Origin of the sequence: Bacillus sp. KICET-3, assembly GCF_033261025.1 — a bacterium.
Lineage (GTDB): Bacteria > Bacillota > Bacilli > Bacillales > Bacillaceae > Bacillus > Bacillus sonorensis.
Genome location: NZ_CP137345.1, coordinates 1,646,273 through 1,671,762 on the forward strand (window position 1 = coordinate 1,646,273; position 25,490 = coordinate 1,671,762).

Sequence of the window (25,490 nt, forward strand, 5' to 3'; positions counted from 1 at the left end):
GAAGTTTCTTCGTCTTCAATCCCATATAAAAGGACCTCAGAAGCTTTCTGAGGTCCTTTTTTCGGGAGATCTTAAATCGCCCAATTGCCGTTTCGGAAAATCGGTTCTCTTTTTCCATCGGCCGTTATTCCGTCAATATCCATTTCACCTGAGCCGATCATGAAATCGACATGGGTGATGCTTTCATTTAAACCTTCCTTCGCCAGCTCCTCGCGCGACATCGTTTTGCCGCCTTCAATGTTAAACGCATATCCGCTTCCGATTGCGAGGTGGTTTGAGGCATTTTCATCAAACAGCGTGTTATAAAACAAAATATTTGATTTGGATATCGGCGAATCATGGGCGACCAATGCGACTTCGCCCAAGTAATGAGAGCCTTCGTCTGTTTCGATCAGCTCTTTTAAAATATCTTCGCCCTGCTCTGCTTTGACATCGACAATCCGTCCGTTTTCAAATGTCAGTGTAAAGCCGTCGATGATGTTTCCGCCGTAGCTCAGCGGTTTCGTGCTTGAAACGGTTCCGTTCACCCCGTCCTTTTTCGGTGCGGTAAACACTTCTTCCGTCGGCATGTTGGCCATGAATTCGTCGCCTTTTTCATTGACGCTTCCGGCGCCGACCCAGACGTGTTTTTCAGGGAGTTCGATCGTCAGGTCCGTACCCTTCGCTTGATAGTGGAGGGCTTGATAGTGTTTTTCGTTTAGCACGCTCACTTTATCGCGAAGCGATTGGTCATGATCTTTCCATGCTTGAACAGGATTCTCCCGGTCAACTCGGGTCGTCTTAAAAATTTCATCCCACAGCTTTTGCACCGCTTCTTCCTCACTGCTGTCCGGAAATACTTTTTTCGCCCATTGAGGCGATGGCGCGGCCACAACAGTCCAGCTGACTTTGTCCGACTGGATCATTTGTCTGTATGTATGTAAAGCTTTTCCGGCCGCTTTTTGCTGTGCCGCAATCTTTTTGGAGTCGATTCCTTTCAAAAGATCAGGGCCTGACGAGACGATGGAAATAAAGGCAGCGCCTTCCTTCGCGAGCGTTTCCATGCCCTTTGCTTCCCATTCCGGAAATTCTTCAAATGCTTCAAAAGGAGCAAGCTCATATTTCAGCCGTGTGACTTCATCATCCTGCCAGCGGACTGTCACATGTTTTGCGCCTCTTTGATAAGCGCTTTTCACCAGCAGGCGGACAAAATCGCGGATTTCTGTCGAAGCGTTGATGACGACCTGCTGGCCCTTTTGAATATTGACGCCGACTTCTGCTACAAGCTGTGCATATTTGCTGAGTTTATCGGTAAATGTATTCATCCTGCAAAACCTCCTTTATTGTCCATAACATCATATCAAATATTCGCTTGAAAATAAAAAGTTCGCAGCTGCGGCTGCGAACTTTTTTAACGATTTATTTTTGCTGTTTGGCCGGGAGGGGAGCTTGGCATATTTGCGAGCGATATGCTCATTCCCCCGAGAATGATGCCGCTTAAAATAGCGGTAATGGCCACGCGTCTTCCCAAATCTCTAAGCATGTTCTTCCTCCTTATCGTTTCTCCATTTCAAACGATATGTCGGAAGTCTGCAAAAAAGACGTCAAATATAAAATTATTTAGCGGCTTTTTGAAGTTTATCAATCACTTCAAGAGAACGGCCCGTCCCGATGGCCACGGATTCAAGCGGATTTGCGGCGACATGGACCGGAACGACGATTTCCTGTGAAAGCCATTCTTTGATGCCGTTCAAAAGGGCGCCTCCCCCGGTTAGAATCACGCCGCGGTCGACGATGTCTCCGCTCAGCTCTGGAGGACAGTCCTCAAGCGTCGCTCTGATGGCTTCAATAATGTGGAGAAGAGATTCGCGCATCGCCGCCTGAATTTCGCTGGATTCAAGTGTAATCGTTTTAGGCAGGCCGGTTACGAGATCGCGCCCCCTGACTTCCATCGTTTTTGTTTCATGCTCGATCAGTGCATAGCCGATTTCGATCTTGACTTCCTCGGCGGTACGTTCTCCGATCAGCAGGTTGTATTTCTTTCTGACAAATGACATGATGTCTTCATCAAGCTGATCGCCGCCGATCCGGATGGAATGGCAGGATACGACGCCGCCGAAGGAAATGATCGCTACTTCAGTCGTACCGCCGCCGATATCGACGACGACATTGGCGACAGGCTCATCGACTGGAAGGTCTGCGCCGATCGCTGCTGCGACAGGCTCTTCAATCAGATGCACTTGTTTTGCTCCGCAATTTTTGACGGCATCGCTGATGGCCCGTCTTTCGACAGCTGTGGAACCTGACGGCGTGCAGACGACGACGCTCGGTTTTCTAAACGTAAAGCCGATGTTTTTTCCCGCTTTTTTCATAATTTGCTTTAAAAGATCTGTCGTCATGTCGTAATCGGCAATGACTCCGTCTTTCAATGGCCGGACCGCGACAATTTTGCCCGGGGTCTTTCCGATCATGTTTTTCGCCTCGGTTCCGACCGCCAGGACGGTTTTTGTCTCCGTATCAACCGCCACGACTGAAGGCTCGTTTAAAATGATGCCTTTGTTTTTGCTGTAAACCAGTATGTTCGCTGTTCCTAGATCAATCCCGATCTCGGTTGTTTGAAACATGTTTTCACCCAATCTCTATTTAAAATTTTTTGAAATACGAAATGTTTTTTCTTCGTGTTGAAAAAAAGATTTTCATTTAAATTTTCTCAGAAAAACATCGATTTTTGGGGGTTTGTGACGAGATTGAAAAAAACCTGTAAAAAGATGACCTCATATTTACATCATGAGAAAATTATTTCATTTTTCTTACGTGAAGTTTTGCTAAAAGAGGGAAACCTTTTTCGTTTATTGTTCGTCTATCGTTATGCTAAGACAATATCTTAGAAAAGAAGAAACAAAATGAGGAAGTAGGCGAAAGATTTTGAAATCAATAGGAGTTGTGAGAAAAGTAGATGAACTCGGCCGCATCGTGATGCCGATTGAGTTAAGAAGGGCGCTGGATATTTCAATAAAAGACAGCATTGAGTTTTTTGTAGATAAGGATAAAATTGTTTTACAAAAATATAAACCCCATGGGGTCTGCCTGATAACCGGAGAGATTACATCCGAAAACCGCGAATATGCAAACGGAAAAATCACGCTGAGCCCAGAGGGCGCTGAAATGCTGTTGGAAGAACTGAAAACTGCGCTGCATCAGGCAAAATCCTGACGAAAGACCCTGCCTTTTACGCGGCAGGGTTTTTCTAAAGCTTTTTTGCCAAATGGTATGCCAAAGCAATGTTCAAAAGATGACCGAAAACCCACATTATTGAAAGATTCGCCATTTGAGACGATAAATACTTCGAACAATCCTCTCAAAGATGGTGTAAAGAATGTTACAATTAACTGAGAAATACAAGTGGCAGGTGGGGGCATGAGAAGATATCAAGGACGGATCATTGCAACCGTTTTGGCAATGACCTTTATTATGTTCTGGAATTATTTATTTTACGGTGTATTGGGAAATAAAATTAACTGGACGGTTGATCTTCTGTTTACACTGGTGACATTGGTCAGCGTGTGGTGGCTGACGCTGTATATCGATGAATCGAATCAGCTTGTCTATAAGCTGAAGGAAAGTGAAAAACAATATAAAGAGCTTTCGGCTGAAACGAACCGGATTATGGACAACCTTCAGGAAATCGTGTTTCAGACCGACAGAAAAGGAATCATTACCTTTTTGAACCAGGCATGGACCACTTTGACCGGCTACAGTGTAAAGGAAAGCATTGGAACGATGTACAATGATTACTTTGATCATGAAGAACGGATTTCGAATCACCTGATCGCTCAGCTGAAGAACAAGGAGCGTGAGGGGAGAATCGAGGTGCTGTATCATCGAAAGAACGGAAGCAAGTTTTGGGGCGAAGTCCATTATAAATTGTATTATACAAACGGCCAATTTACGGGAAGCTTAGGCACGCTTACAGATGTCACAGAGCGGAAAAATGCGGAAATGGAGCTGCTGAAATCAAATCAGCGGCTCGCCATGCAGTCCCAAAAGCTGGCGATGGCCGGCCAGCTTGCCGCGGGAATCGCGCATGAAGTGAGAAATCCCCTTACATCTGTTAACGGATTCCTGCAGCTGATGAAAACGGAATACCCAGACAGAAGCCAATATTTTGATATTATCTTTTCTGAAATTAAGCGGATTGATTCTGTGCTTGGGGAGCTCCTTGTATTGGCAAAACCCCATCAGGTTCAGTTTAAAAAAATCAAGATCAACTCCGTTCTTCAGCAGGTGACGACTTTGCTGGAGACGAATGCGGTGCTTGCCCATATCGAAATTAAAAAAGCTTTTGAGCAAGGAAAAGAGTGGGAAATAAACGGTGATGAAAATCAAATTAAGCAAGTGTTTATCAATTTGATCAAGAATGGAATTGAAGCGATGCCGGACGGAGGCAAAATCACGATTTCTTCTGAGCAGGAAGGGGATTTTGTCAAAATCAGCATCAAAGATGAAGGCGGAGGCATTTCACAAGATGACCTGGACAAGCTTGGCGAGCCTTTCTTTTCCACAAAAAAAGAAGGCACAGGACTCGGGCTCACAGTCTGCTTAAATATTATCGGCGCCCACAACGGGGAAATGAAGATAGACAGCAAATTGGGGGAAGGCAGCACATTCCACATTTTGCTGCCGCTTGACAACCAGATGGAGAAAGCTGAAAAAACGAAACCATACATCATGCCTTCTAAAATGATATAACATATGAATAGAGGAAAAATTCCTCATCATATGATAGAATTTTTTAAAGATTGACCCATGGAGGAATAACCGATGAAAAAAGAATACGCAGTGATTGGACTCGGCCGGTTCGGCGGCAGCATTTGCAAGGCATTAAGTGAAGAAGGTCTTGAGGTGATGGCGATCGACAGGGACGAGGACCGCGTGAACGAATACGCGAAAATCGCTTCGCACGCCGTAATAGGCGACACAACGGATGAATCTGTACTTAAAAATCTTGGACTGCGCAATTTTGACCATGTCATTGTGGCGATTGGAGAAAATATTCAAGCGAGCATCCTGACCACGCTCATGCTAAAAGAACTCGGTGTAAAAATGATTACGGTAAAAGCCCAGAATGATTATCATGAAAAGGTTTTATCCAAAATCGGAGCTGACCGGATCGTTCATCCGGAGCGTGAGATGGGCAAGAGAATCGCTCATAATATCGTGTCCAACAATGTGCTTGATTACCTGGAACTGTCAGACGAACACAGTCTTGTAGAAATTGTTGCGAACAGCAAATTAGCGGGAAATACGCTGCTTGACCTAGATATCCGCGCAAGATACGGCATCAATATCGTTGCGATTAAACGCGGAAAAGAAGTGATTGTGTCTCCTCTTGCCACCGAGGAGATTCAGGAGGAAGATATATTAATTGTCATCGGCTCTAATCCTGATATTGACCGCTTTGAGAAAAAGGTTTTTCAGCAATAATAGTTTTCAATATATTATATTTATGCCGCAAGCATTTTTCAGCTTGCGGTTTTTTGATCTTTTCGTTGACTGTTGCATGCGATTCGGATAGGATATTGAACCATATACATTACAAAAAGAGAGGGGCTATACACCTTTGGACAAAGAGATGTTCATTCACCGGCTTGGCGCTGCCGGTCATCGCAGAAAAGCCGATACGGTTATCAAAAACGGAAAAATAATGGATGTTTTTAATCAAGAATGGATAGAGGCAGACATCGCTATCGTAAACGGAGCCATTGTCGGTTTGGGCGATTATGAGGGGGAGGAGATCATTGATGCGAAAGGGCAAATGATTGTTCCCGGTTTTATCGACGGCCATGTACATATTGAGTCTTCAATGGTGACGCCTCCCGAGTTTGCGAAGGCGGTTATTCCCCATGGTGTGACGACCGTGATTACAGACCCTCATGAAATCGCGAACGTCTCAGGTGCAAAAGGTCTCCGTTTCATGATGGGCCAGGCCGATCTTACCCCGCTGAATATTTATTTCATGCTGCCTTCATGCGTTCCGGCGGCGGCATTTGAAAAATCCGGCGCTGTTTTGCGTGCCGAAGATTTAAAACCATTTTACGGCCGGGATGAGGTGCTCGGGCTTGCAGAAGTGATGGATTATGTTTCTGTAGAAGCTGCAGAGCCTGATATGGCGCAAAAATTGTTTGACGCCCATGCAGCGGGTAAGCGGATCGACGGGCATTTGGCAGGGCTGTCAGCTAAATTTGTCAATGTCTACCGGGCAGCCGGCGTGCTGACTGATCATGAAGTAACAACCCCGGAAGAAGCGCTGGAAAGAGTCAGAAGAGGAATGTATGTCATGCTTCGGGAAGGATCTGTGGCGAAGAATGTCCGCCGTGTATTGCCTGCCGTAAACGAAAAAAATGCAAGACGCTTCTTTTTCTGTACGGATGATAAGCATTTGGACGAACTGATCGAGGAAGGGAGCATTAATCACCAAGTGAAGCTCGCCATTCAATCAGGACTCGATCCATTTCTCGCCTACCAGCTCGGAAGCCTTAATGCCGCCGAATGCTACGGCCTGCACACAAAGGGGGCGATCGCTCCCGGCTATGATGCGGATCTCCTCTTTATCAGCGACTTAACAAATGTACAGATCACTCAGACGATGATCAATGGGACGATTTACAGGGCAGCGAATGATGCGGGCGCAGCTCTCTGCAAACCTGAGCAAGACATGCTGCAAACAGTGCATTTGCCTGATTTAGAGACAAAAGATCTTCAGGTGCCGATTGTTTCGGACAAGGATATCCGCATCATCGAAATCATTCCCAATCAGCTTGAGACAAAGCTTGTCGTTGCCAAGCCGAAAGAGAGGGGTTTTTTCAAAGCTGATCCAGAATCCGACTTGTTGAAAATCGCGGCGGTCGAACGCCACCGGGGCATAAAGGAAATCGGGGTTGGAATTGTCAAAGGATTTGGTCTGAAAGATGGGGCGATTGCGGCGACAATTGCGCACGATTCCCACAATGTAATCGCAGTCGGTACGAATGATCAGGACCTATTACAAGCGATCGAAACCCTCAAAGAGATCGGCGGGGGGTTGACCGTCGCCAAAGGAGGAAAAGAGCTTCATTCCGTCGCGCTGCCGATCGCAGGCCTTTTATCCGACAAACCGCTTGAGGATGTGAACGACAGTTTGAAAGTCCTTCATGAAGCCTTGAAGCAAACTGGTTTTTCAGGCGATTTCAATCCCTTTTTAACGCTTTCCTTTTTGGCGCTGCCGGTAATTCCTGATATGAAAATGACGACGGAAGGGCTTTTTGATGTCAAAGCCTTTACACATATTCCGGTGCAGTCATCATAAAAAAAAACGGATCCACCTTTTTAGGTGCATCCGTTTTTTATATCGGGCCGATATTATACTTCCATAATAATAGGAAGAATCATCGGACGGCGTTTCGTTTTTTCATACAAGAAAGGCGCGAGCGTGTCTGTAATTTCATTTTTGATTTCAGACCACTGTGTCGTTTTCCGCTCCATTACTTTTTTCAGATGGCCGGCAATGAGTTCCTGTGCATCATTGATAAGATCACCGGATTCCCTCATATAGACAAACCCTCTTGAAATTAAATCCGGTCCCGCGGACACTTTGAATTCTTTCATGTTGATGCTGACGACGACGATGACAAGTCCTTCTTCAGAAAGGATTCTGCGGTCGCGCAAGACGATGTTTCCGATATCGCCAATTCCGCTTCCGTCAATGTACACATTGCCTGAAGGGATTTTTCCGGCAACTGTCGCTTCTTCGCTTGTTAAAGCAAGCACTTCGCCGTTGTCCATGATAAAGCAGTTCTCTTCCGGAATTCCGCAGTCAGTCGCCAATTTCACATGCATTTTTTGCATTCTGTACTCACCGTGAATCGGCATGAAAAACTTCGGCTTAATCAAACGCAGCATCAGCTTTTGCTCTTCCTGGCCGCCGTGTCCAGATGTATGGATGTTTGTTACGGCTCCGTGGATAACATCCGCACCCGCGCGATACAGCTGGTTGATCGTGCGGCTGACGCTGATCGTATTGCCCGGGATCGGAGATGATGAAAATACGACCGTATCCCCCGGGTTGATGGAAATTTGACGGTGCGTTCCGTTTGCGATCCTTGAAAGGGCGGCCATCGGCTCGCCTTGGCTTCCCGTACAGAGAATCGTCACTTTTCCTGCCGGAAGCCTGTTGATTTCATTGGCTTCAACAAATGTGTTTTTGGGGCATTTAATATACCCGAGCGTTTGTCCGATTTCAATAGCAGATTCCATGCTTCGTCCAAATACGGCAACTTTCCGGCCGTTGGCAACAGCCGCTTCAATCACCTGCTGCAAGCGGTGGATGTTTGAGGCAAAGGTGGCAAAGATGATTCTGCCTTCAACCTTGCGGAAAATGTCATCAATGCTTTCCCCGACTTTGCGCTCCGACATCGTGAAATCCGGAATTTCGCTGTTTGTGCTGTCGGAAAGGAGGCAGAGAACGCCTTCTTTGCCGATTTCGGCCATTTTGGTCAAGTTGGCAGGTTCGCCTACCGGCGTAAAGTCGAATTTAAAGTCGCCGGTATGTACGATGTTGCCCTGCGGTGTTTTTACGACAATCCCGTATGAGTCCGGAATGCTGTGGGTCGTCCTAAAGAAAGAAACAGACGTTTTTCTGAACTTCACAATATCGTCCTCTTCAATCGTATGAAGTTTTGTCTGGCGCAAAAGACCATGTTCTTCAAGCTTTTTTCTTAAAAGGCCGATCGCAAGCTGACCTCCGTAAACGGGAATGTTTACCTGCTTCAGCAGGTACGGAATTCCGCCGATGTGGTCTTCATGTCCGTGCGTAATAAAAAGGCCTTTGATTTTTTCTTCATTTTTGACTAAGTAAGTGTAATCAGGAATCACATAGTCGATTCCGAGAAGCTCGTCTTCCGGAAACTTAATTCCCGCATCGATAAGGACGATTTCATCCTGAAATTGAACACCGTACGTATTTTTGCCGATCTCCCCCAGTCCGCCCAGGGCAAAAACGGCCGTTTGATCGTTTTTAACAAATTTCATTCATTCATAACTCCAATACTTTAAAATTTTCGCTTTGCTTTTCATATTCTAAAAAAGCGCCTTCAACTTCCTGTATAAACTCAATGTTGTAATTGTATTGTTTTAATTTAGATCTGACTTCACGTTCAGATTGAGCTTCCACAAAAATTGAATCTGTTTTTTCACGAACAGGTACTTCGTCATTACTGCTCTGAAAAAATACCTTATAAATCATCCAAATCTCTCCTTAACTGCCGATTGTTAGACTCATCTTTCTATTATATGCGAAATTGCTTGATAAGAAAAGCATTGAGAAAAAAAGGACCTGTTCACCTGTGTGAAGGTCCTTTTAAGCAATTGATTTTCTGCGTATCATGCCGTTCAATTGTTTTTTTATTTTTTTTCGAAGACGGCGAAGCATTTCGATTCCTCCTTTCGCTGACTTGTCCTAAACCGGCCCTACTACCTTTAGTTCTATTATATGATGAATTCGTTTATTGTTACATGGATATTATTGGAATGGCGGTTCGTTTTTATTTTAGGGTGAAAAGGTTTTCTGGGCGCCTCAGTTTTTGTATGATGGAACAGAAGGACGATAAAATTTATACAGCTAAGGGAGAAGGATTTACAGTCATGGATAAAAAACTGATTTTTTTTGATATCGACGGAACCATTTATGACCACGATAAACAAATCCCGGCAAGCACGAAAACAGCCATCCGCCATTTAAAGGAGCGCGGACACCATGTATTCATTGCGACCGGAAGGGCTCCGTTCATGGTCAGCCCGGTACTTGAAGAGCTTGGGATCGATTCTTTTATATCCTACAACGGGCAATATGTCGTTTTTGAAGGGGAGGTCATCTATAAAAACCCTATTTCTGCGCAATCGCTTGAAGCTTTGCTTCAGCATTCGGAAACATGCGGACATCCGCTCGTTTTTATGGGGGAAGAGGGGATGCGCTCTTCCGTGGACGACCATCCTTTTGTTCATGAGGGAATCGGCAGCTTAAAAGTGGAACATCCGAAACATGACCCTTCCTACTATAAAGGCAGAGACATATTCCAGGTGCTTTTGTTCTGTGAAGAGCCCGATGAACCTCAATACGGTCATTTTCGCGAATTCGACCTCGTTCGCTGGCATGAGCGTTCGACTGACGTGCTGCCTGCCGGAGGCTCGAAGGCTGAAGGAATTAAAAAAGTCATTGAAAAGCTCCCGTTTGACAGAGAGGATACATATGCATTTGGAGACGGCTTGAACGATTTGCAAATGATCGAATTTGCAGGGACTGGAGTCGCCATGGGCAATGCCGTGCCAGAGCTGAAAAAAGCAGCAGACTTTATCACAAAGCCCGTTGATGAGGATGGAATTGCGCATGCGGTCGAAGCGCTCGGCCTCTTGGCGTAATTCGAAAAAAAGCGGATCATCGCATGATCCGTCTTTTTATTATCTGCCAATCGGTATCGCCTGTTCAGGCTCTTTGAATGGATTCTCTTTATCGATATGGTCATAGAACATAATTCCGTTTAAATGATCGATTTCATGCTGAAACACGATGGCCGGGAACCCTTTTAAACGAATGTCGATGTTCTCGCCTTCAACTGTTGTTCCCTTCACTCTGATCCGCGCGTATCGGGGAACATATCCCGGAATCGCCTCATCGACGGAAAGGCACCCCTCGCCGCTCGTCAAATAGCTTTTCTCGACTGAATGGCTGACAATCCTCGGATTGAACAGCGCATAGCTGTATAATGTACCGTCCTCGCTTTCGGCATGCACGGCGATCATTCTTTTATTGACATTAATTTGCGGCGCTGCAAGGCCGACCCCAGGACGAAGATTGTATTTTTGGGCGATTTCAGGATCCTGACTGTTTTTCACAAATTCGATCATTTCAGTCAGCTGTTTGATTTCTGTTTCGCTTGCCGGCAATTGAACTTCTTCGGCGACGGTTCTTAAAGCGGGATGACCGTCGCGGACAATGTTTTCCATTGTGATCAACATCTTCACTCCCAACGATTAATATGTAAAGTATAGCGGATGATGAGGATGGTGCGCAATGTCTGAATCATAACGCATGGTTAACATGACCAGCCTGTTCCGGCTGGTCATGATATCGGCGGTGCTAGCAGCCTAAATAAGCGGCACCTACAATAATCAGCAATATAAATAGAACAACGATCAAAGCGAATGTGCGGCCGTAACCATAACCGCCGTACCCGTATCCATAACTAGGGCAGCAATAACCGTACATAGTAAGACCTCCTCCATGAATTTACGCAAAGCCTTTATCGAGTAGGCATAGCGTCTAATATAAATTATGTAAAAGCGCCAAGGTTGTATAGTCGAATGCCCACTTTCGCGCAAATTTCCGGGCAAAGGCTGTTCTAAATTGAAAAACGGATACATACCGATTCTGTATCAGCTTGTCCGATTAAGCGGACTTCGGTTGTCAAACAAGCACAGACGTTTTATAGTTGAATTTGTGTTTAGATTGGGGGAAATACGGAGTGGAATCTTTTAAAAAGCGCGTACCGGCCGGTCTTGCTGTTTTTTGTATGGCGGCTTTTCTGTTAACGGGATGTCTGTGGGAGGATCCGGTAAAGTCGCTGCATGGCTCGCTGGAAAAGGTCGTCGAACTGGAAAAACCGTTTCAAAAGGAGCAAAAATCTCTCAAAAGCTTGGAGCAAAACGAATCAAAGCTGTATGAAAAGATGATAAAGCTGAATATGGATGATTTTGACCAGGTCGTTGCACTTTCTGAAAAAGCGCTTAAATCAGCAAAAGAACGCGAACAGCATTTGCGTTCGGAAAAAGAAAGCATCGATAAGGCAAAAAAGGAATTTGAAGCGAATAAAGCGTCCGCTGAAAAAATTGACGACCGCAATGTCAAAAAGAAAGCGGAAAGCGCTGTTTCCTACATGGAAAGGCGCTATCAAGCCTATGATGCTCTCTACAAGGCTTATAAGAATGCACTCGGCCTTGATCAGGAATTGTACAAGCTCCTTCAAAATAAAGAGCTTGGACTAAATGAACTGGAATCGCAGCTGGGGAAAATAAACAAATCATATGCGGAAGTCATGAAGCAAAGCGAGCATTTTAATGCTTATACAAAAGACTACAACAAAGCGAGAAAAGATTTTTACAAAGCTGCAGGATATCATGTCAAGGAGAGCCGTTGATTCGGCTCTCCTTTTTCGACAAATTCCGCACATCTATTGTAATACAGGTTGTGTCCTATACTAGCACAGTTTTGAAACAGGTGGATCAGCGTGAAAACAGGATTTTATAAAAGCGAATACATTTATTGAAATTCGGGAATGAAATCGATTGACGAGTATCATCCGCTGGTGTAAACTTAGCCTTGGTGGAACTTGTTGTATTAGTTTGTTGTAAACTTTAAATGATACAGTTTTAGAACGCATTGGGCTGTCCTTACATAATAAGTTTCGACAACCAGCAAAGCGGCTAATATGAAATAAATATGAGTTGCGCCCGTCAATTTAGGACACCCTAATTCTGTATGTATAAGGATTACACGTCTATGACTGTCAAAAGAAAGGAAGAGGTGACTTTAATATGGCTGCAAAAACGAAAAAAGCAATCGTTGATAGCAAAAAGCAATTTGATGCCATTAAAAAGCAGTTCGAAACGTTTCAAATTTTGAATGAAAAAGGCGAAGTCGTTAACGAAGCGGCAATGCCTGATTTATCAGATGATCAATTAAAAGAATTAATGCGCCGCATGGTGTATACGCGTATTTTAGATCAGCGTTCTATCTCTTTAAACAGACAAGGCCGCCTGGGATTCTACGCGCCGACTGCAGGTCAGGAAGCTTCTCAAATTGCTACTCATTTTGCACTTGAGAAAGAAGATTTCGTGCTTCCGGGCTACCGCGATGTTCCGCAGCTGATTTGGCACGGTCTTCCGCTTTATCAGGCGTTCCTGTTCTCTCGCGGACATTTCCGGGGAAATCAAATGCCTGACGATGTTAATGCGCTTTCACCGCAAATCATCATCGGTGCACAGTACATTCAGACAGCCGGTGTGGCACTCGGTCTTAAAAAACGCGGCAAACAAGCTGTTGCGATTACTTATACTGGTGACGGAGGCGCTTCTCAAGGTGATTTCTACGAAGGAATCAACTTTGCGGGTGCATACAAAGCTCCGGCAATCTTTGTTGTACAAAACAACCGTTATGCGATTTCTACACCTGTTGAAAAACAATCTGCTGCTGAGACGATTGCTCAAAAAGCTGCAGCCGCAGGTATCGTCGGTGTTCAAGTCGACGGAATGGATGCGCTTGCTGTATACGCGGCGACACGCGAAGCGCGTGAACGCGCTGTAAACGGCGAGGGGCCAACCCTGATTGAAACGCTTTGCTTCCGCTACGGTCCGCATACAATGGCCGGAGATGATCCGACAAAATACCGTACGAAAGAAATCGAGAATGAGTGGGAGCAGAAAGATCCGCTTGTCCGTTTCCGCAAGTTCTTGGAAGGCAAAGGTTTATGGTCTGAAGAAGAAGAAAACAAGGTAATCGAAGAAGCGAAAGAAGAAATCAAGCAGGCGATCAAGAAAGCCGACGAAGAGCCGAAGCAAAAAGTGACTGACCTGATCGACATCATGTATGAAGAGCTTCCTTATAACCTTGCAGAACAAAAGGAAATTTATAAAGAGAAGGAGTCGAAGTAAGCCATGGCGCAAATGACAATGATTCAAGCAATCACTGATGCGTTACGCACAGAACTGAAAAATGACGAAAATGTCTTAGTTTTCGGAGAAGACGTCGGTGTTAACGGCGGCGTATTCCGTGCGACTGAAGGATTGCAAAAAGAGTTTGGTGAGGATCGCGTATTTGACACTCCTCTTGCTGAATCTGGTATCGGCGGGCTTGCACTCGGCATGGGCTTACAAGGCTTCCGTCCGGTAATGGAAATTCAATTCTTTGGTTTCGTGTACGAAGTAATGGATTCAGTTTCCGGCCAAATGGCCCGGATGCGCTACCGTTCAGGCGGACGCTGGCATTCTCCTGTGACCATCCGTTCTCCGTTTGGCGGCGGTGTTCACACACCTGAGCTCCATGCCGACAGCCTGGAAGGCCTTGTTGCACAGCAGCCTGGTCTAAAAGTGGTCATCCCTTCAACTCCATACGATGCGAAAGGACTTTTAATTTCTGCGATCCGCGATAACGATCCGGTTGTTTTCCTTGAGCACATGAAACTTTACCGTTCATTCCGTCAGGAGGTTCCTGAGGAGGAATACACAATCGAAATCGGTAAAGCCGACGTGAAGCGCGAAGGTACAGACCTTTCCATCATCACTTATGGAGCGATGGTTCACGAATCATTAAAAGCTGCTGAGGAGCTTGAAAAAGAAGGCGTTTCAGCAGAGGTTGTCGACCTGCGCACAGTCAGCCCGCTTGATATTGAAACGATCATCGCTTCTGTTGAAAAAACAGGCCGTGCAATCGTTGTTCAAGAGGCGCAAAAACAAGCAGGCGTTGCTGCAAACGTCGTAGCCGAAATCAATGACCGAGCGATCTTAAGCCTTGAAGCGCCAGTGCTTCGCGTGACTGCGCCTGATACAGTATTCCCATTCTCTCAAGCTGAAAGCGTCTGGCTTCCAAACCATAAAGACGTGCTTGAAACTGCTAAAAAAGTATTGGAATTTTAATTTGATTATCCAAAAGGGAAAAGATGCCATTCATCTTTTTCCTTCATGCATTTCCACAGTCAGACGGGGGACTATAGCCGTGTAACTGACGGTCGGCCGGAAGCCGGCTGACGATTTAATCAACTACGTAATTATCTTAGGAGGTCGAGAACTGTGGCATTTGAATTTAAACTTCCGGATATCGGGGAAGGAATCCACGAAGGCGAAATCGTAAAATGGTTCGTCAAGCCAAACGACGAGGTAAACGAAGATGACGTTTTGGCAGAGGTGCAAAACGACAAAGCTGTTGTAGAAATTCCTTCACCTGTTAAAGGAAAAGTATTAGAATTAAAAGTTGAAGAGGGAACAGTCGCAACCGTTGGGCAGACCATCATCACATTTGATGCACCGGGTTACGAGGATCTTCAATTTAAAGGTGACTCAGGCGACGCTAAAACAGAAGAACAAGTTCAGTCATCTGCCGAAGGCGGTCAGGACCTGGACAAAAAAGAACGTCCTGAAGAGCCGGTTCAAGAAACAGGCGCAGGCAAGCAGGACCAAGCGGATGCAGATCCGAACAAACGCGTAATCGCGATGCCTTCTGTCCGCAAATACGCTCGTGAAAAAGGCGTTGAGATTACGAAGGTTGCTGGCTCCGGCAAAAACGGACGCGTTCTAAAAGAAGATATCGACAGCTTCTTAAGCGGCGGAAATGCCGAAGCTCAAGCTGCACCAGCAGACCAAAAAGCGGAACCTGCGGCACAGCCTGCAGCTGCAGCTCAAGCACCGGAAGGCGAATTCCCGGAAACTCGCGAAAAAATGAGCGGAATCCGCAAAGCAATCGCAAAAGCAATGGTAAACTCAAAACATACGGCTCCACACGTTACATTAATGGACGAAGTCGATGTTACAAACCTTGTCGCACACCGCAAGCAGTTTAAACAAGTTGCGGCTGACCAAGGAATTAAGCTTACTTACCTCCCTTACGTGGTAAAAGCTTTAACATCAGCTCTTAAAAAGTATCCAGTACTGAACACATCAATTGATGACAGCACTGATGAAGTGATCCAGAAGCACTACTTCAACATCGGAATCGCAGCAGACACTGAAAAAGGCCTGCTTGTGCCGGTTGTTAAACATGCGGATCGCAAAGCTATCTTTGAGATTTCAAATGAAATCAACGAGCTTGCTTCAAAAGCGCGTGAAGGAAAGCTTGCTCCTGCAGAAATGAAAGGCGCTTCCTGCACGATTACAAATATCGGTTCTGCGGGCGGACAATGGTTCACACCGGTTATCAACCATCCTGAGGTTGCTATTCTTGGAATCGGCCGCATCGCTGAAAAAGCCGTTGTTCGCGACGGAGAAATTGTTGCTGCGCCTGTTCTGGCTCTTTCCTTGAGCTTTGACCACCGCATGATCGACGGAGCAACTGCACAAAACGCGTTAAACCACATCAAGCGTTTACTGAACGATCCACAATTAATTTTAATGGAGGCGTAATGTCATGGTAGTAGGAGATTTCCCTATTGAAACAGATACTCTTGTCATTGGTGCGGGACCTGGCGGCTATGTAGCTGCCATCCGCGCTGCTCAGCTTGGACAAAAAGTAACAATCGTTGAAAAAGGCAATCTTGGAGGCGTATGTCTGAATGTTGGATGTATCCCTTCAAAAGCGCTGATCAATGCAGGCCACCGTTATGAGAATGCAAAGCATTCTGAAGATATGGGGATCACAGCTGAAAACGTAACAGTAGACTTTACAAAAGTTCAAGAATGGAAAGCCTCTGTCGTGAAAAAGCTTACCGGCGGTGTTGAAGGCCTTCTGAAAGGCAATAAAGTCGATATCGTGAAAGGTGAGGCATATTTTGTAGACAGCAACTCTGTCCGTGTCATGGATGAGAATTCAGCTCAGACTTATACATTCAAAAATGCGATCATTGCAACAGGTTCTCGCCCTATCGAATTGCCAAACTTCAAATATAGCGACCGCGTACTGAATTCAACAGGCGCTTTGGCTCTTAAAGAAATTCCTAAGAAGCTTGTCGTCATCGGCGGCGGATACATCGGAACAGAGCTTGGAACAGCGTATGCAAACTTCGGAACTGAACTTGTTATTTTAGAAGGCGGAGATGAAATTCTTCCTGGCTTCGAAAAACAAATGAGTTCTCTTGTCAAACGCAACCTTAAGAAAAAAGGCAATGTTGAGATCCATACAAGCGCGATGGCGAAAGGCGTTGAAGAAAAAGCTGACGGCGTAACAGTCACTTTTGAAGTCAAAGGTGAAGAAAAAACCGTTGATGCTGATTACGTACTGATCACTGTCGGACGCCGTCCAAATACCGATGAGCTTGGCCTTGAGCAAGTAGGCGTCGAAATGACAGACCGCGGCATCATCAAAACAGATAAGCAATGCCGCACAAACATTTCAAACATCTACGCAATCGGCGATATCATCGAAGGTCCGCCGCTTGCACACAAAGCGTCTTACGAAGGTAAAATTGCCGCTGAAGCGATTTCCGGTGAAGCTGCGGAAATCGACTATCTCGGAATTCCTGCAGTCGTCTTCTCTGAACCTGAGCTTGCATCAGTCGGTTATACCGAAGCACAAGCTAAAGAAGAAGGCATCGAAATCACTGCTGCGAAATTCCCGTTTGCTGCTAACGGACGTGCACTGTCATTAAATGAAACTGACGGTTTCCTTAAACTTGTGACACGCAAAGAAGACGGACTTGTCATCGGTGCACAAATCGCCGGCGCAAGCGCTTCTGATATGATTTCTGAGCTGAGCCTGGCAATCGAAGCAGGAATGACTGCCGAAGATATTGCCATGACGATCCACGCCCACCCTACATTGGGAGAAATCACAATGGAAGCTGCAGAAGTGGCGATCGGCATGCCGATTCATATCGTAAAATAACAATAAAAAATCCCCCTTTTCCGGGGGATTTTTTATCGTTTTAATTCTCTTCGAAGACGTTCCACGATTTTTTCTTTATCTTTTATTCCTTCGATCTTGACCAGTACTGTTTTGCCACTGACAAGCAGCAGGCACGGAAATGTTTGAACTTCCTTTTTCCATTCTCCTTTATCATGTAAGATTTCCATATTGGAAACCTGCCGGGGAAATTCTTGTTTTAAATCCAAAAGAGCATCATAATAAGCGACTTCCCGCCCCATATGATCGTTATCGGAAAAAAAGAGAAGCTTGGCGTGACGTGTTTGGTCATTTTGAACATTCTGATCAGCTGTGACTTGGGATAAAGAACATCCGCTCATTAAAAAAAGGATACAAACCGCGGTGAAAATAGCTCGATACAACATGCCGTCGCTTCACCTCTCTAAAAAATGCAAGTCAAATTTCCTGTTTTTTCATATCCGCTCATTTAGTAAACAATTCCTATTTTATCATGATAATAGAAGAATTCTTTCATTGTTACCCATTTGTTACATAATTGATAACTCTGTTTTATTTTTGGAATGTTTGATATTGACGCCGGTTTGAATGGGTCACTAGGCCATATGACATAGACTGGAAAATTGGTCTGTATATAGCCATGGTGTGAATAAACATGATGTATCAGGCTGATATGTGAATCATCAGCCTTCTTAAACTCATATAATGTACATAAAAATGATTTAAATGTGTTATACAATTTATCATTGACAACATCAATGTGACATCATATTATAAGGGTAACCAAATTAAACGCTTCCATTTTGAAATGAAAAGGGGAATGAAAGATGGGAACGATCGTTTGTCAAGACTGTAACGAAACCATTCAGCATTTTGAAGATGAAAAGGTGACGATTCTTTACGGAACATGCGGACAGTGCAACTGCCATCTTGAAGAAGAGAACTAAAAAAAGGCATGCGGCTTTAGATTCAATCTGCCGCATGCCTTTCGTTTTAAAGGATTGCCTGCTGTTCTTTGATGACACGGATCATATGAAGTGTGTCGTCTTCAGGCCCTTGAACAGGCAAACCTGCTTCAAGGTTTTTTTCAATGTATTTGATGTTTTCTTCCGAGATGATCTCGCCCGGAATGAAAATCGGTATTCCAGGAGGATAGACCATGACAAATTCGGCGATAATTCGTCCTGCTGCTTTTTTAAAAGGAACGATTTCCGTATTTGCATAAAACGCATCACGAGGTGTCATGGCAAGAGCCGGGATATCGGGAAGAAGGACTTCGGGCTTGCTTTTGCTTTCCTGCGATGAAACGGCCTGACGGGCGATTTCTTCAAGCGCTTTGATGAGCATTTCCGCATCTTTCCTGCGGTCTCCAGGCGTAAAGATGCAGAGGATATTGTACAGGTCGGAAAGCTCCACTTCGATCTGATACGCTTCGCGAAGCCATTTTTCTACGTCATGCCCCGACAAGCCCAGGTTTTTTACTGAAATAATGAGCTTCGTCGGGTCGTAGTCATAGGCTGCTTTTGAACCGAGAATATCTCTGCCGGGACAAAAAAGCCCTTTGATCTCATTGATGCGGTTCCGCGTCTCATTGGCAAGCTTGATCGTTTGATCAATGAGTTCATGCCCTTCCGTCGCCAGACGCTTTCTGGCGACATCGAGGGACGCAAGCAATAAGTAGGATGTCGACGTCGTCGTCAACATGCTTAAAATCGATTGCACCCTCTCTTTTGACACAAGTCCTTCTTTCATATTGAGCACTGAGCTTTGTGTTAATGACCCTCCGAGTTTATGAACGCTCGTTGCCGCCATATCTGCTCCCGCCTGCATGGCTGACAGGGGAAGATCTTCATGGAAGTGGATATGGACGCCGTGAGCTTCATCCACAAGGACAGGAACGTTGAATGAATGCGACAATTCCACGATGCTTCTGAGGTCAGCTGCTATTCCAAAATAAGTCGGATTGATTACGAGAAGCCCTTTTGCGTCAGGATGCTCTTGCAGCGCTTTTCGTGCCGACTCAGGTGTAATGCCGTGAGAAATTCCCAGCTCATCGTCGATTTCAGGATGAATGAAGATCGGCACAGCTCCCGAAAATACAATCGCCGACATGACGGATTTATGGACGTTTCTCGGAACAATGATTTTGTCTCCAGGTCCGCAGACAGCCATCACCATCGCCATGATGGCTCCGCTTGTTCCTTGAACGGAAAAGAACGTGTAATCGGCTCCAAATGCTTCGGCGGCCAAATCCTGCGCTTCCTTGATGATTCCTTTTGGAGCATGTAGATCATCAAGCGGCTCAATATTGATTAAATCTATACTTAAAGCATTTTCACCGATAAATTGTCTGAATTCAGGATCCATTCCAGAGCCTTTTTTGTGGCCGGGAATATGGAATTGAATCGGATCCTTGCCAGCGTGCTTCTTTAAACCGGTATATAAGGGTGTTTCGTGCTGCAACAATTGTTTTCCCACCTTCGTGTAATGCCTACTCTTATTCTTTATCAAATATCAGGGAGTTATTTTACTTTTTCCTTGATGGCATAAAACAAATGAATTATATTATGTTCTTGAAAGAATGTAAAGAACAATTTAAGATCTTTCCTAAGGGGAGGAAAAACCCCTTGGATAGACGCAAAACAGAAAACGAATAATAAAGATAGAAAAGCCGTCAGAACGAACTGTATAAGGAGATGAATCAGAATGGAAGAATATCAATATCCGATGAATGAGGACTGGAGCACAGAAGAAGCAATTGATGTCATTTCGTTTTTTCAAGCGGTCGAGCTCGCTTATGAAAAAGGAGTGGAGCGCGATGTATTAATGAGCGCATATCGCCGTTTTAAAGAAATCGTGCCTGGAAAGGCGGAAGAAAAAAAGCTATGCAGCCAGTTTGAAGAGGTGAGCGATTATTCTCCGTACCGGGCAGTGAAAAAAGCGAAAGAGCTGACAGAAGATACGAAAATTAAAATGTAGAAAAGGGATGGAGCATTTCATCCCTTTTTCATTATTTGATTAAAGCGCAACCTTTTGTGTTAAGCGATAAAGGAAGGCAAGCTTTTCAAAAGATGCTTCAATTTCGGAAAGGAATACCTGTTCGTTCATTTGGAGCACCTGTTCTTTTGACAGCTGAATTCCGCACAAAACCTCGGCTTTTTTCACCTTTGCAAGCCGGTCAAACAGCTTTTCGAGCCCTTCTGCATCCATGTCGGCTTGTTTTCGGGCTTCGGGTTTCGTATGGTCGGCGGACCAGAAAAAGCTGTCAGGCACCCTGCTCTTGATTTCTGACAGGTGTTCTTTAAACAGCCTTCCGTACTCTTCCTTGAGGGGGGATTCATAAATCAATGCAAACCAGACGAAAACATGGGTTTTCCAAAGGCCGATTTGAAAATGGGGCAGCTTTTTATAGCCGCGCTTATTGTTTGCAAACGCAACCCAGCTGTCATCAGGCGGATTGACAGAGCGGCGGGCATGCTTGGCAACGTGAACGAACATTTCGTCTCCGGTCAGAACGGAAAGAACAGGTGCAAAATGTTCCCCCAGCCCCTGGAGTTTAGGCCGTACGGTTTCTTTCAAAACGCCCATCCGCGCATCTAAGCCTTCTATTGTAAACGTATGAAAATCTTCTTCAGTGAAACGCAGATTGTTCATTCTTTTCCTCCTTGTCCAATCAGTAATGATATTTTATCACAGTTAACTTTCCAAATAAAAAATAACGTTTGAAGCTTCACTTTTGTGGGAAACGGTAGGTAAACACACAATTTTTAGAATCACGTTGCGAAAGCATCAGCGATTCATACGATATGAATAAGAAAATATAAAAATGCCGCAGAAGCTATGACCAGAAGGATGCCTTTTACATTCAATTTTCTCTGGAAGGGGCGTAGGGAAATGAAACCGATTGTAAAACAAGGGGCTATGGCAGAAAAAGATAACCGGGCCGCCGTTTGGAGGCTGGAAGTCGATTATGAACTGGCAACACTTTACGAAGCCATGGAACAAAAGGATGAAACCCAGATTGAAATCAGCAAACGAAAATTGGAGCGGCTTAGAAAAGAATGGATTAGATTGTATGGATGAAACCATAATAAAAACGAACCTGGCAGACGGTTCGTTTTTATTCGGCGCCAGAAATCTTTTTTCATTTTTCTTGCTTTTTTTCGATCAATATCAGTATGCTATGAATAAAACAACACGTATACATAGAAAAGAGGTTGTGAGAGATGACAAACTGGAAGGAAATCGACCGGCTTGCAAAAAGCTGGGTGAAAGAAGCTGGACAAAAGATCAAAGAATCGATGAAAAAAAAGATGACGATTGAAACAAAATCGAATCCGAATGACCTTGTCACAAATATTGATAAGGAAACAGAGCGTTTTTTTATCGAAAAAATTCAAGCGGCTTTTCCTGATCATCATATTCTTGGCGAAGAAGGCCAGGGAGACAAGCTCACGTCTTTGGATGGGATCGTCTGGATCATCGATCCGATCGACGGAACCATGAATTTTATTCATCAAAAACGGAACTTCGCGATTTCAATCGGCATTTTCGAAAACGGAACAGGCAAAATCGGGCTGATTTATGATGTAACACACGATGAATTGTACCACGCGTTCCGCGGAGAGGGTGCATATATGAATGACATCAAGCTTGAAAAGATGAAGGAAGTGCCCCTTGAAGAAGCCATTCTTGCCATTAATGCGACCTGGATAACGGAAAATCGGCGAATTGATCCAAGCGTTTTATCCCCGCTTGTCAAACGGGTCAGAGGAACGCGCTCTTACGGATCTGCTGCTTTGGAGCTGGCATATGTGGCAGCGGGCAGAATGGATGTCTATGTGACCATGCGGCTTGCGCCTTGGGACTATGCCGCAGGCTGCGTCCTGTTGGATGAGGTCGGAGGTACATATACAACACTTGATGGAAAACCGGTCAATTTTCTCGAAAACAACAGTATTATAGCCGGCAATCCCGCCGCTCATCAAACGATCTTCAGAGATTATCTGCCCCATGAATAGCAGACCTTTTTCATCCTCTGACCTCGCATTTTTCGAAGAGCTGATCAAAGCGAGCCCAGAATGGGCCAAAGAAGAGCTAAACGGGGAAAACGCAGAAAGCTATATGCGCTCCTATGCGATGCACAACGGAAGCTGGCTCGTCTGGGAGGCTGAAGCGCGCCCGGCGGCGGTCAGCTTCCATCTTGATTGGGCACCGTCAAATGGCAAACCATGGCTCGGCACATTGCTTGTCCACCCCGATTTTCGAGGGAAAGGACGCTGCAAAACAATTATTGAGCAAATCGGGAGCAGCTTGAAAAACGCAGGCCATAAAGCGCTCTTTGCCGCCGTCCCCTTCGATCGGGACGAATGGCAGCAGACGCTGGCCCATTGCGGTTTTGAACAGCTGAAAACGGAAAAGGATGAAAAGGGAAAACAATATGTAATTATGGTTTTACCGCTGACGCACACGTGAACTTGTTTCGCGTGTGTGTTTTTGTATATTTGAATTTTTTGCTGATCCGGTTGTATTGATGATGATATACCTTCTCTTTTTTTAGAAAACCGGCGGGGAACGCCCGCCGGTTTCGTTTCAATCGCAAGTTGCACATCCGTTGATGTCCACTTTTAAAATCGATTCAGTGGATGGAAGAGTGGGGTTATGAAAAAAAGCCCCTTTCCCAAGGGGCTTTTGCTATTCAAGTATCCCTTTTTCGCGCATTTTCTTTTTAAGCGTAAATCCAGCCCCCATAATCACGATCACAGCAGCCAAAGCGCCTGTTACCCCGAATACGCTTTTTTCGGCGATCGCAACCCCGATCAGCATGATGCTCGCGACCGCGGCGAATGCGAACAATAAGAAAACCCATTTGATTTGCTTCATCTGTTTTCCATCCCCTTTTTTGGTCTACTGTTAGTTTACAGAAAAACGTTTAAAATATAAAGAGGGAAGCGCTTTATCTTGCTAAACAAATTGAAATGCCTGCAAATCTCATGTATAATATGAAAGATTATCTGAATTTTTTAGGAGATGAAAATGTGAAACTTCGAGAAGATCTTCGCAATATTGCTATTATCGCCCACGTTGACCACGGAAAAACGACGCTGGTGGACCAGCTTCTCCATCAGGCCGGTACATTCCGGGCCAATGAAAACGTGGCTGAGCGCGCAATGGATTCCAACGATTTGGAAAGAGAGCGCGGCATCACGATTTTAGCAAAAAATACAGCGATTAACTATAAAGATACACGCATTAATATTTTGGACACTCCCGGACACGCGGACTTTGGCGGCGAAGTTGAACGGATTATGAAAATGGTTGACGGCGTTCTGCTTGTCGTTGACGCATATGAAGGCTGCATGCCGCAGACCCGCTTTGTCCTGAAAAAAGCGCTCGAGCAAAACTTGACGCCGATCGTTGTCGTCAATAAAATCGACCGCGATTTTGCCCGCCCCGAAGAGGTCGTTGACGAAGTGCTTGATTTGTTCATCGAACTCGATGCAAACGAAGATCAACTGGAATTCCCGGTTGTATACGCTTCGGCGATCAACGGTACCGCTTCAACCAATCCGGATCAGCAGGATGAAAACATGGAGGCTTTATTTGAAGCGATTGTCAGCCATATTCCGAGCCCTGTCGATAATCGCGAAGAGCCGCTTCAATTCCAGGTCGCTCTGCTTGACTACAATGACTATGTCGGCCGTATCGGGATCGGCCGCGTATTCAGAGGCACGATGAAAGTCGGACAGCAGGTGGCGTTAATGAAGCTTGACGGCTCTGTCAAGCCGTTCCGCGTAACGAAAATCTTCGGCTTCCAGGGGCTGAAGAGAGTTGAGATCGAAGAAGCGAAAGCCGGGGATCTCGTCGCGGTATCCGGAATGGAAGACATTAACGTCGGGGAAACCGTCTGCCCCATCGATCACCAGGAAGCGCTGCCGGTTCTCCGCATCGATGAGCCGACGCTTCAGATGACGTTTGCCGTCAACAACAGTCCTTTTGCCGGACGCGAGGGCAAATATGTCACCGCAAGAAAAATCGAAGAGCGCCTTGAACAGCAGCTGCAAACAGATGTAAGTTTGCGGGTTGATCCGACGCCTTCGCCCGACGCTTGGATCGTCTCAGGACGCGGGGAGCTTCATTTGTCCATTTTAATTGAAAACATGCGCCGTGAAGGCTTCGAATTGCAAGTGTCAAAACCTGAAGTCATCATAAAAGAGATCGATGGCGTCCGCTGCGAACCTGTTGAACGCGTTCAAATCGATGTCCCTGAAGAACACACCGGGGCGGTGATGGAATCAATGGGCGCCCGCAAAGGCGAAATGATCGACATGATCAATAACGGAAACGGCCAGGTCCGCCTGATTTTCAATGTGCCTTCACGCGGATTAATCGGCTATTCAACAGAGTTTATGTCGCTGACACGCGGCTTCGGAATTTTAAACCACACGTTTGACAGCTATCAGCCGGTCGAGCCTGGCCAAGTCGGCGGCCGCCGCCAGGGAGTCCTCGTATCAATGGATACCGGAAAAGCATCCGCCTATGGAATTCAGGGCGTTGAAGAGCGCGGCGTTATTTTTGTTGAGCCGGGCACAGAAGTGTACGAAGGTATGATCGTCGGCGAACACAACCGTGAAAATGACCTGGTTGTCAATATCAACAAAGTGAAGCAGCAGACAAACGTGCGTTCAGCGACGAAAGACCAGACCGTCAGCATGAAAAAACCGCGCATCATGTCTCTTGAAGAATCGCTCGAATATTTGAATGAGGACGAGTATTGCGAGGTAACACCTGAATCGATCAGATTAAGAAAGAAAATTCTCGATAAAAACGAACGGGAAAAAGCAGCGAAAAAGAAAAAGCTGGCAGGATTGTCTTAACTCACGCAGAATTGAAAAAA

Annotated in this window: 27 protein-coding genes; 16 read left to right on the forward strand and 11 right to left on the reverse strand. The window is 45.4% G+C overall.

The annotated features are described in order from the left end of the window. Nucleotides 1-71: 71 nt before the first annotated feature. The 3 genes from R5H20_RS08350 to mreBH all read right to left on the reverse strand — a co-directional run bounded on the left by R5H20_RS08350 (nucleotide 72) and on the right by mreBH (nucleotide 2,603). Complete coding sequence (locus R5H20_RS08350; RefSeq protein ID WP_006638349.1) at nucleotides 72-1,304, reverse strand: aminopeptidase; 1,233 nt, start codon at nucleotides 1,302-1,304, stop codon at nucleotides 72-74. Between the two features lie 86 nt (nucleotides 1,305-1,390). Next, nucleotides 1,391-1,522 (reverse strand): protein YkpC, encoded by a 132-nt coding sequence (locus tag R5H20_RS08355; RefSeq protein WP_006638348.1) that lies wholly within the window; start codon nucleotides 1,520-1,522, stop codon nucleotides 1,391-1,393. Nucleotides 1,523-1,595: 73 nt separating this feature from the next. Next, entirely contained in the window at nucleotides 1,596-2,603 is a 1,008-nt protein-coding gene (mreBH, locus tag R5H20_RS08360) for a rod-share determining protein MreBH (RefSeq protein WP_006638347.1), read from the reverse strand. A gap of 301 nt (nucleotides 2,604-2,904) precedes the next feature. Here mreBH and R5H20_RS08365 point away from each other — a divergent pair, with 301 nt between their 5' ends. The 4 genes from R5H20_RS08365 to ade all read left to right on the forward strand — a co-directional run bounded on the left by R5H20_RS08365 (nucleotide 2,905) and on the right by ade (nucleotide 7,324). Beyond that, nucleotides 2,905-3,192, forward strand: coding sequence for a transcriptional regulator AbhA (locus R5H20_RS08365; protein ID WP_006638346.1), 288 nt, complete (start codon nucleotides 2,905-2,907; stop codon nucleotides 3,190-3,192). A 204-nt stretch (nucleotides 3,193-3,396) separates the two neighbouring features. Next, the gene (locus R5H20_RS08370; protein WP_006638345.1) at nucleotides 3,397-4,728 is read left to right on the forward strand and encodes an ATP-binding protein; all 1,332 of its coding nucleotides are present in this window, start codon (nucleotides 3,397-3,399) and stop codon (nucleotides 4,726-4,728) included. Between the two features lie 72 nt (nucleotides 4,729-4,800). Beyond that, nucleotides 4,801-5,463 carry a potassium channel family protein gene (locus R5H20_RS08375; RefSeq protein ID WP_006638344.1) on the forward strand — a complete coding sequence of 221 codons (663 nt, stop codon included), beginning with the start codon at nucleotides 4,801-4,803 and terminating at the stop codon, nucleotides 5,461-5,463. A 148-nt stretch (nucleotides 5,464-5,611) separates the two neighbouring features. After that, entirely contained in the window at nucleotides 5,612-7,324 is a 1,713-nt protein-coding gene (ade, locus tag R5H20_RS08380) for an adenine deaminase (RefSeq protein ID WP_373870198.1), read from the forward strand. A gap of 53 nt (nucleotides 7,325-7,377) precedes the next feature. Here ade and rnjA read toward each other — a convergent pair whose 3' ends face one another. After that, on the reverse strand, nucleotides 7,378-9,045 hold the full coding sequence (gene rnjA / locus R5H20_RS08385) for a ribonuclease J1 (protein ID WP_006638342.1): 1,668 nt from the start codon (nucleotides 9,043-9,045) through the stop codon (nucleotides 7,378-7,380). Nucleotides 9,046-9,049: 4 nt separating this feature from the next. Then, nucleotides 9,050-9,259, reverse strand: a complete 210-nt coding sequence (locus R5H20_RS08390) for a DNA-dependent RNA polymerase subunit epsilon (protein ID WP_006638341.1) — start codon at nucleotides 9,257-9,259, stop codon at nucleotides 9,050-9,052. Between the two features lie 398 nt (nucleotides 9,260-9,657). Here R5H20_RS08390 and R5H20_RS08395 point away from each other — a divergent pair, with 398 nt between their 5' ends. Then, nucleotides 9,658-10,431 carry a Cof-type HAD-IIB family hydrolase gene (locus R5H20_RS08395; RefSeq protein WP_006638340.1) on the forward strand — a complete coding sequence of 258 codons (774 nt, stop codon included), beginning with the start codon at nucleotides 9,658-9,660 and terminating at the stop codon, nucleotides 10,429-10,431. A 39-nt stretch (nucleotides 10,432-10,470) separates the two neighbouring features. Here the strand turns inward: R5H20_RS08395 and def are convergent, their stop codons facing one another. Together def and R5H20_RS08405 are read right to left on the reverse strand one after the other, a co-directional pair. Continuing rightward, nucleotides 10,471-11,025 carry a peptide deformylase gene (gene def / locus R5H20_RS08400; RefSeq protein ID WP_006638339.1) on the reverse strand — a complete coding sequence of 185 codons (555 nt, stop codon included), beginning with the start codon at nucleotides 11,023-11,025 and terminating at the stop codon, nucleotides 10,471-10,473. A 124-nt stretch (nucleotides 11,026-11,149) separates the two neighbouring features. Further along, nucleotides 11,150-11,278, reverse strand: coding sequence for a YjcZ family sporulation protein (locus tag R5H20_RS08405; protein WP_006638338.1), 129 nt, complete (start codon nucleotides 11,276-11,278; stop codon nucleotides 11,150-11,152). A gap of 304 nt (nucleotides 11,279-11,582) precedes the next feature. On the opposite strand from R5H20_RS08405, the gene R5H20_RS08410 reads away from it, so the two are divergent. From R5H20_RS08410 to lpdA, 5 genes are all read left to right on the forward strand, one after another. After that, nucleotides 11,583-12,206, forward strand: coding sequence for a YkyA family protein (locus tag R5H20_RS08410; protein WP_051056687.1), 624 nt, complete (start codon nucleotides 11,583-11,585; stop codon nucleotides 12,204-12,206). A gap of 397 nt (nucleotides 12,207-12,603) precedes the next feature. Beyond that, nucleotides 12,604-13,719 (forward strand): pyruvate dehydrogenase (acetyl-transferring) E1 component subunit alpha, encoded by a 1,116-nt coding sequence (gene pdhA / locus R5H20_RS08415; RefSeq protein ID WP_006638336.1) that lies wholly within the window; start codon nucleotides 12,604-12,606, stop codon nucleotides 13,717-13,719. Between the two features lie 3 nt (nucleotides 13,720-13,722). Further along, the gene (gene pdhB / locus R5H20_RS08420; RefSeq protein ID WP_006638335.1) at nucleotides 13,723-14,700 is read left to right on the forward strand and encodes a pyruvate dehydrogenase complex E1 component subunit beta; all 978 of its coding nucleotides are present in this window, start codon (nucleotides 13,723-13,725) and stop codon (nucleotides 14,698-14,700) included. Between the two features lie 153 nt (nucleotides 14,701-14,853). After that, nucleotides 14,854-16,179: a dihydrolipoamide acetyltransferase family protein gene (locus R5H20_RS08425; RefSeq protein ID WP_006638334.1), complete on the forward strand. Its 1,326-nt coding sequence runs from the start codon at nucleotides 14,854-14,856 to the stop codon at nucleotides 16,177-16,179. Nucleotides 16,180-16,183: 4 nt separating this feature from the next. After that, on the forward strand, nucleotides 16,184-17,596 hold the full coding sequence (gene lpdA, locus R5H20_RS08430) for a dihydrolipoyl dehydrogenase (RefSeq protein ID WP_006638333.1): 1,413 nt from the start codon (nucleotides 16,184-16,186) through the stop codon (nucleotides 17,594-17,596). A gap of 32 nt (nucleotides 17,597-17,628) precedes the next feature. On the opposite strand, the gene R5H20_RS08435 is transcribed toward lpdA, so the two are convergent. Next, nucleotides 17,629-18,000, reverse strand: coding sequence for a hypothetical protein (locus R5H20_RS08435; RefSeq protein ID WP_006638332.1), 372 nt, complete (start codon nucleotides 17,998-18,000; stop codon nucleotides 17,629-17,631). A 420-nt stretch (nucleotides 18,001-18,420) separates the two neighbouring features. On the opposite strand from R5H20_RS08435, the gene R5H20_RS08440 reads away from it, so the two are divergent. Further along, a complete protein-coding gene (locus tag R5H20_RS08440) occupies nucleotides 18,421-18,540 on the forward strand; it encodes a GapA-binding peptide SR1P (RefSeq protein WP_006638331.1) in 120 nt (39 codons plus the stop codon). A gap of 46 nt (nucleotides 18,541-18,586) precedes the next feature. Here the strand turns inward: R5H20_RS08440 and R5H20_RS08445 are convergent, their stop codons facing one another. Continuing rightward, nucleotides 18,587-20,059: an aminotransferase class I/II-fold pyridoxal phosphate-dependent enzyme gene (locus tag R5H20_RS08445; protein WP_006638330.1), complete on the reverse strand. Its 1,473-nt coding sequence runs from the start codon at nucleotides 20,057-20,059 to the stop codon at nucleotides 18,587-18,589. Nucleotides 20,060-20,299: 240 nt separating this feature from the next. On the opposite strand from R5H20_RS08445, the gene R5H20_RS08450 reads away from it, so the two are divergent. Then, nucleotides 20,300-20,572, forward strand: coding sequence for a UPF0223 family protein (locus R5H20_RS08450; RefSeq protein ID WP_006638329.1), 273 nt, complete (start codon nucleotides 20,300-20,302; stop codon nucleotides 20,570-20,572). 39 nt (nucleotides 20,573-20,611) lie between these two features. On the opposite strand, the gene R5H20_RS08455 is transcribed toward R5H20_RS08450, so the two are convergent. Then, a complete protein-coding gene (locus tag R5H20_RS08455) occupies nucleotides 20,612-21,247 on the reverse strand; it encodes a YktB family protein (RefSeq protein ID WP_006638328.1) in 636 nt (211 codons plus the stop codon). Nucleotides 21,248-21,487: 240 nt separating this feature from the next. Between R5H20_RS08455 and R5H20_RS08460 the strand changes: the two genes are divergently transcribed. From R5H20_RS08460 to R5H20_RS08470, 3 genes are all read left to right on the forward strand, one after another. Further along, nucleotides 21,488-21,676, forward strand: a complete 189-nt coding sequence (locus R5H20_RS08460; RefSeq protein ID WP_006638327.1) for a hypothetical protein — start codon at nucleotides 21,488-21,490, stop codon at nucleotides 21,674-21,676. A 143-nt stretch (nucleotides 21,677-21,819) separates the two neighbouring features. Beyond that, the gene (locus tag R5H20_RS08465; protein ID WP_006638325.1) at nucleotides 21,820-22,614 is read left to right on the forward strand and encodes an inositol monophosphatase family protein; all 795 of its coding nucleotides are present in this window, start codon (nucleotides 21,820-21,822) and stop codon (nucleotides 22,612-22,614) included. Next, nucleotides 22,607-23,068, forward strand: a complete 462-nt coding sequence (locus R5H20_RS08470; protein ID WP_006638324.1) for a GNAT family N-acetyltransferase — start codon at nucleotides 22,607-22,609, stop codon at nucleotides 23,066-23,068. Before R5H20_RS08465 ends, R5H20_RS08470 begins: the two co-directional genes overlap by 8 nt. 219 nt (nucleotides 23,069-23,287) lie before the next feature. On the opposite strand, the gene R5H20_RS08475 is transcribed toward R5H20_RS08470, so the two are convergent. Then, nucleotides 23,288-23,476: a YlaF family protein gene (locus R5H20_RS08475; protein ID WP_006638323.1), complete on the reverse strand. Its 189-nt coding sequence runs from the start codon at nucleotides 23,474-23,476 to the stop codon at nucleotides 23,288-23,290. Nucleotides 23,477-23,631: 155 nt separating this feature from the next. On the opposite strand from R5H20_RS08475, the gene typA reads away from it, so the two are divergent. After that, a complete protein-coding gene (typA, locus tag R5H20_RS08480; protein ID WP_006638322.1) occupies nucleotides 23,632-25,470 on the forward strand; it encodes a translational GTPase TypA in 1,839 nt (612 codons plus the stop codon). Nucleotides 25,471-25,490 lie beyond the last annotated feature (20 nt).

Coding starts and splice junctions, on each gene's coding strand:
- R5H20_RS08350 (WP_006638349.1), bottom strand. CDS start 1,304: ATGAATACATTTACCGATAAACTCAGCAAATATGCACAGCTTGTAGCA.
- R5H20_RS08355 (WP_006638348.1), bottom strand. CDS start 1,522: ATGCTTAGAGATTTGGGAAGACGCGTGGCCATTACCGCTATTTTAAGC.
- mreBH (WP_006638347.1), bottom strand. CDS start 2,603: ATGTTTCAAACAACCGAGATCGGGATTGATCTAGGAACAGCGAACATA.
- R5H20_RS08370 (WP_006638345.1), top strand. CDS start 3,397: ATGAGAAGATATCAAGGACGGATCATTGCAACCGTTTTGGCAATGACC.
- R5H20_RS08375 (WP_006638344.1), top strand. CDS start 4,801: ATGAAAAAAGAATACGCAGTGATTGGACTCGGCCGGTTCGGCGGCAGC.
- ade (WP_373870198.1), top strand. CDS start 5,612: ATGTTCATTCACCGGCTTGGCGCTGCCGGTCATCGCAGAAAAGCCGAT.
- rnjA (WP_006638342.1), bottom strand. CDS start 9,045: ATGAAATTTGTTAAAAACGATCAAACGGCCGTTTTTGCCCTGGGCGGA.
- R5H20_RS08390 (WP_006638341.1), bottom strand. CDS start 9,259: ATGATTTATAAGGTATTTTTTCAGAGCAGTAATGACGAAGTACCTGTT.
- R5H20_RS08395 (WP_006638340.1), top strand. CDS start 9,658: ATGGATAAAAAACTGATTTTTTTTGATATCGACGGAACCATTTATGAC.
- R5H20_RS08405 (WP_006638338.1), bottom strand. CDS start 11,278: ATGTACGGTTATTGCTGCCCTAGTTATGGATACGGGTACGGCGGTTAT.
- R5H20_RS08410 (WP_051056687.1), top strand. CDS start 11,583: ATGGCGGCTTTTCTGTTAACGGGATGTCTGTGGGAGGATCCGGTAAAG.
- pdhA (WP_006638336.1), top strand. CDS start 12,604: ATGGCTGCAAAAACGAAAAAAGCAATCGTTGATAGCAAAAAGCAATTT.
- pdhB (WP_006638335.1), top strand. CDS start 13,723: ATGGCGCAAATGACAATGATTCAAGCAATCACTGATGCGTTACGCACA.
- lpdA (WP_006638333.1), top strand. CDS start 16,184: ATGGTAGTAGGAGATTTCCCTATTGAAACAGATACTCTTGTCATTGGT.
- R5H20_RS08435 (WP_006638332.1), bottom strand. CDS start 18,000: ATGTTGTATCGAGCTATTTTCACCGCGGTTTGTATCCTTTTTTTAATG.
- R5H20_RS08440 (WP_006638331.1), top strand. CDS start 18,421: ATGGGAACGATCGTTTGTCAAGACTGTAACGAAACCATTCAGCATTTT.
- R5H20_RS08450 (WP_006638329.1), top strand. CDS start 20,300: ATGGAAGAATATCAATATCCGATGAATGAGGACTGGAGCACAGAAGAA.
- R5H20_RS08455 (WP_006638328.1), bottom strand. CDS start 21,247: ATGAACAATCTGCGTTTCACTGAAGAAGATTTTCATACGTTTACAATA.
- R5H20_RS08460 (WP_006638327.1), top strand. CDS start 21,488: ATGAAACCGATTGTAAAACAAGGGGCTATGGCAGAAAAAGATAACCGG.
- R5H20_RS08465 (WP_006638325.1), top strand. CDS start 21,820: ATGACAAACTGGAAGGAAATCGACCGGCTTGCAAAAAGCTGGGTGAAA.
- R5H20_RS08470 (WP_006638324.1), top strand. CDS start 22,607: ATGAATAGCAGACCTTTTTCATCCTCTGACCTCGCATTTTTCGAAGAG.
- R5H20_RS08475 (WP_006638323.1), bottom strand. CDS start 23,476: ATGAAGCAAATCAAATGGGTTTTCTTATTGTTCGCATTCGCCGCGGTC.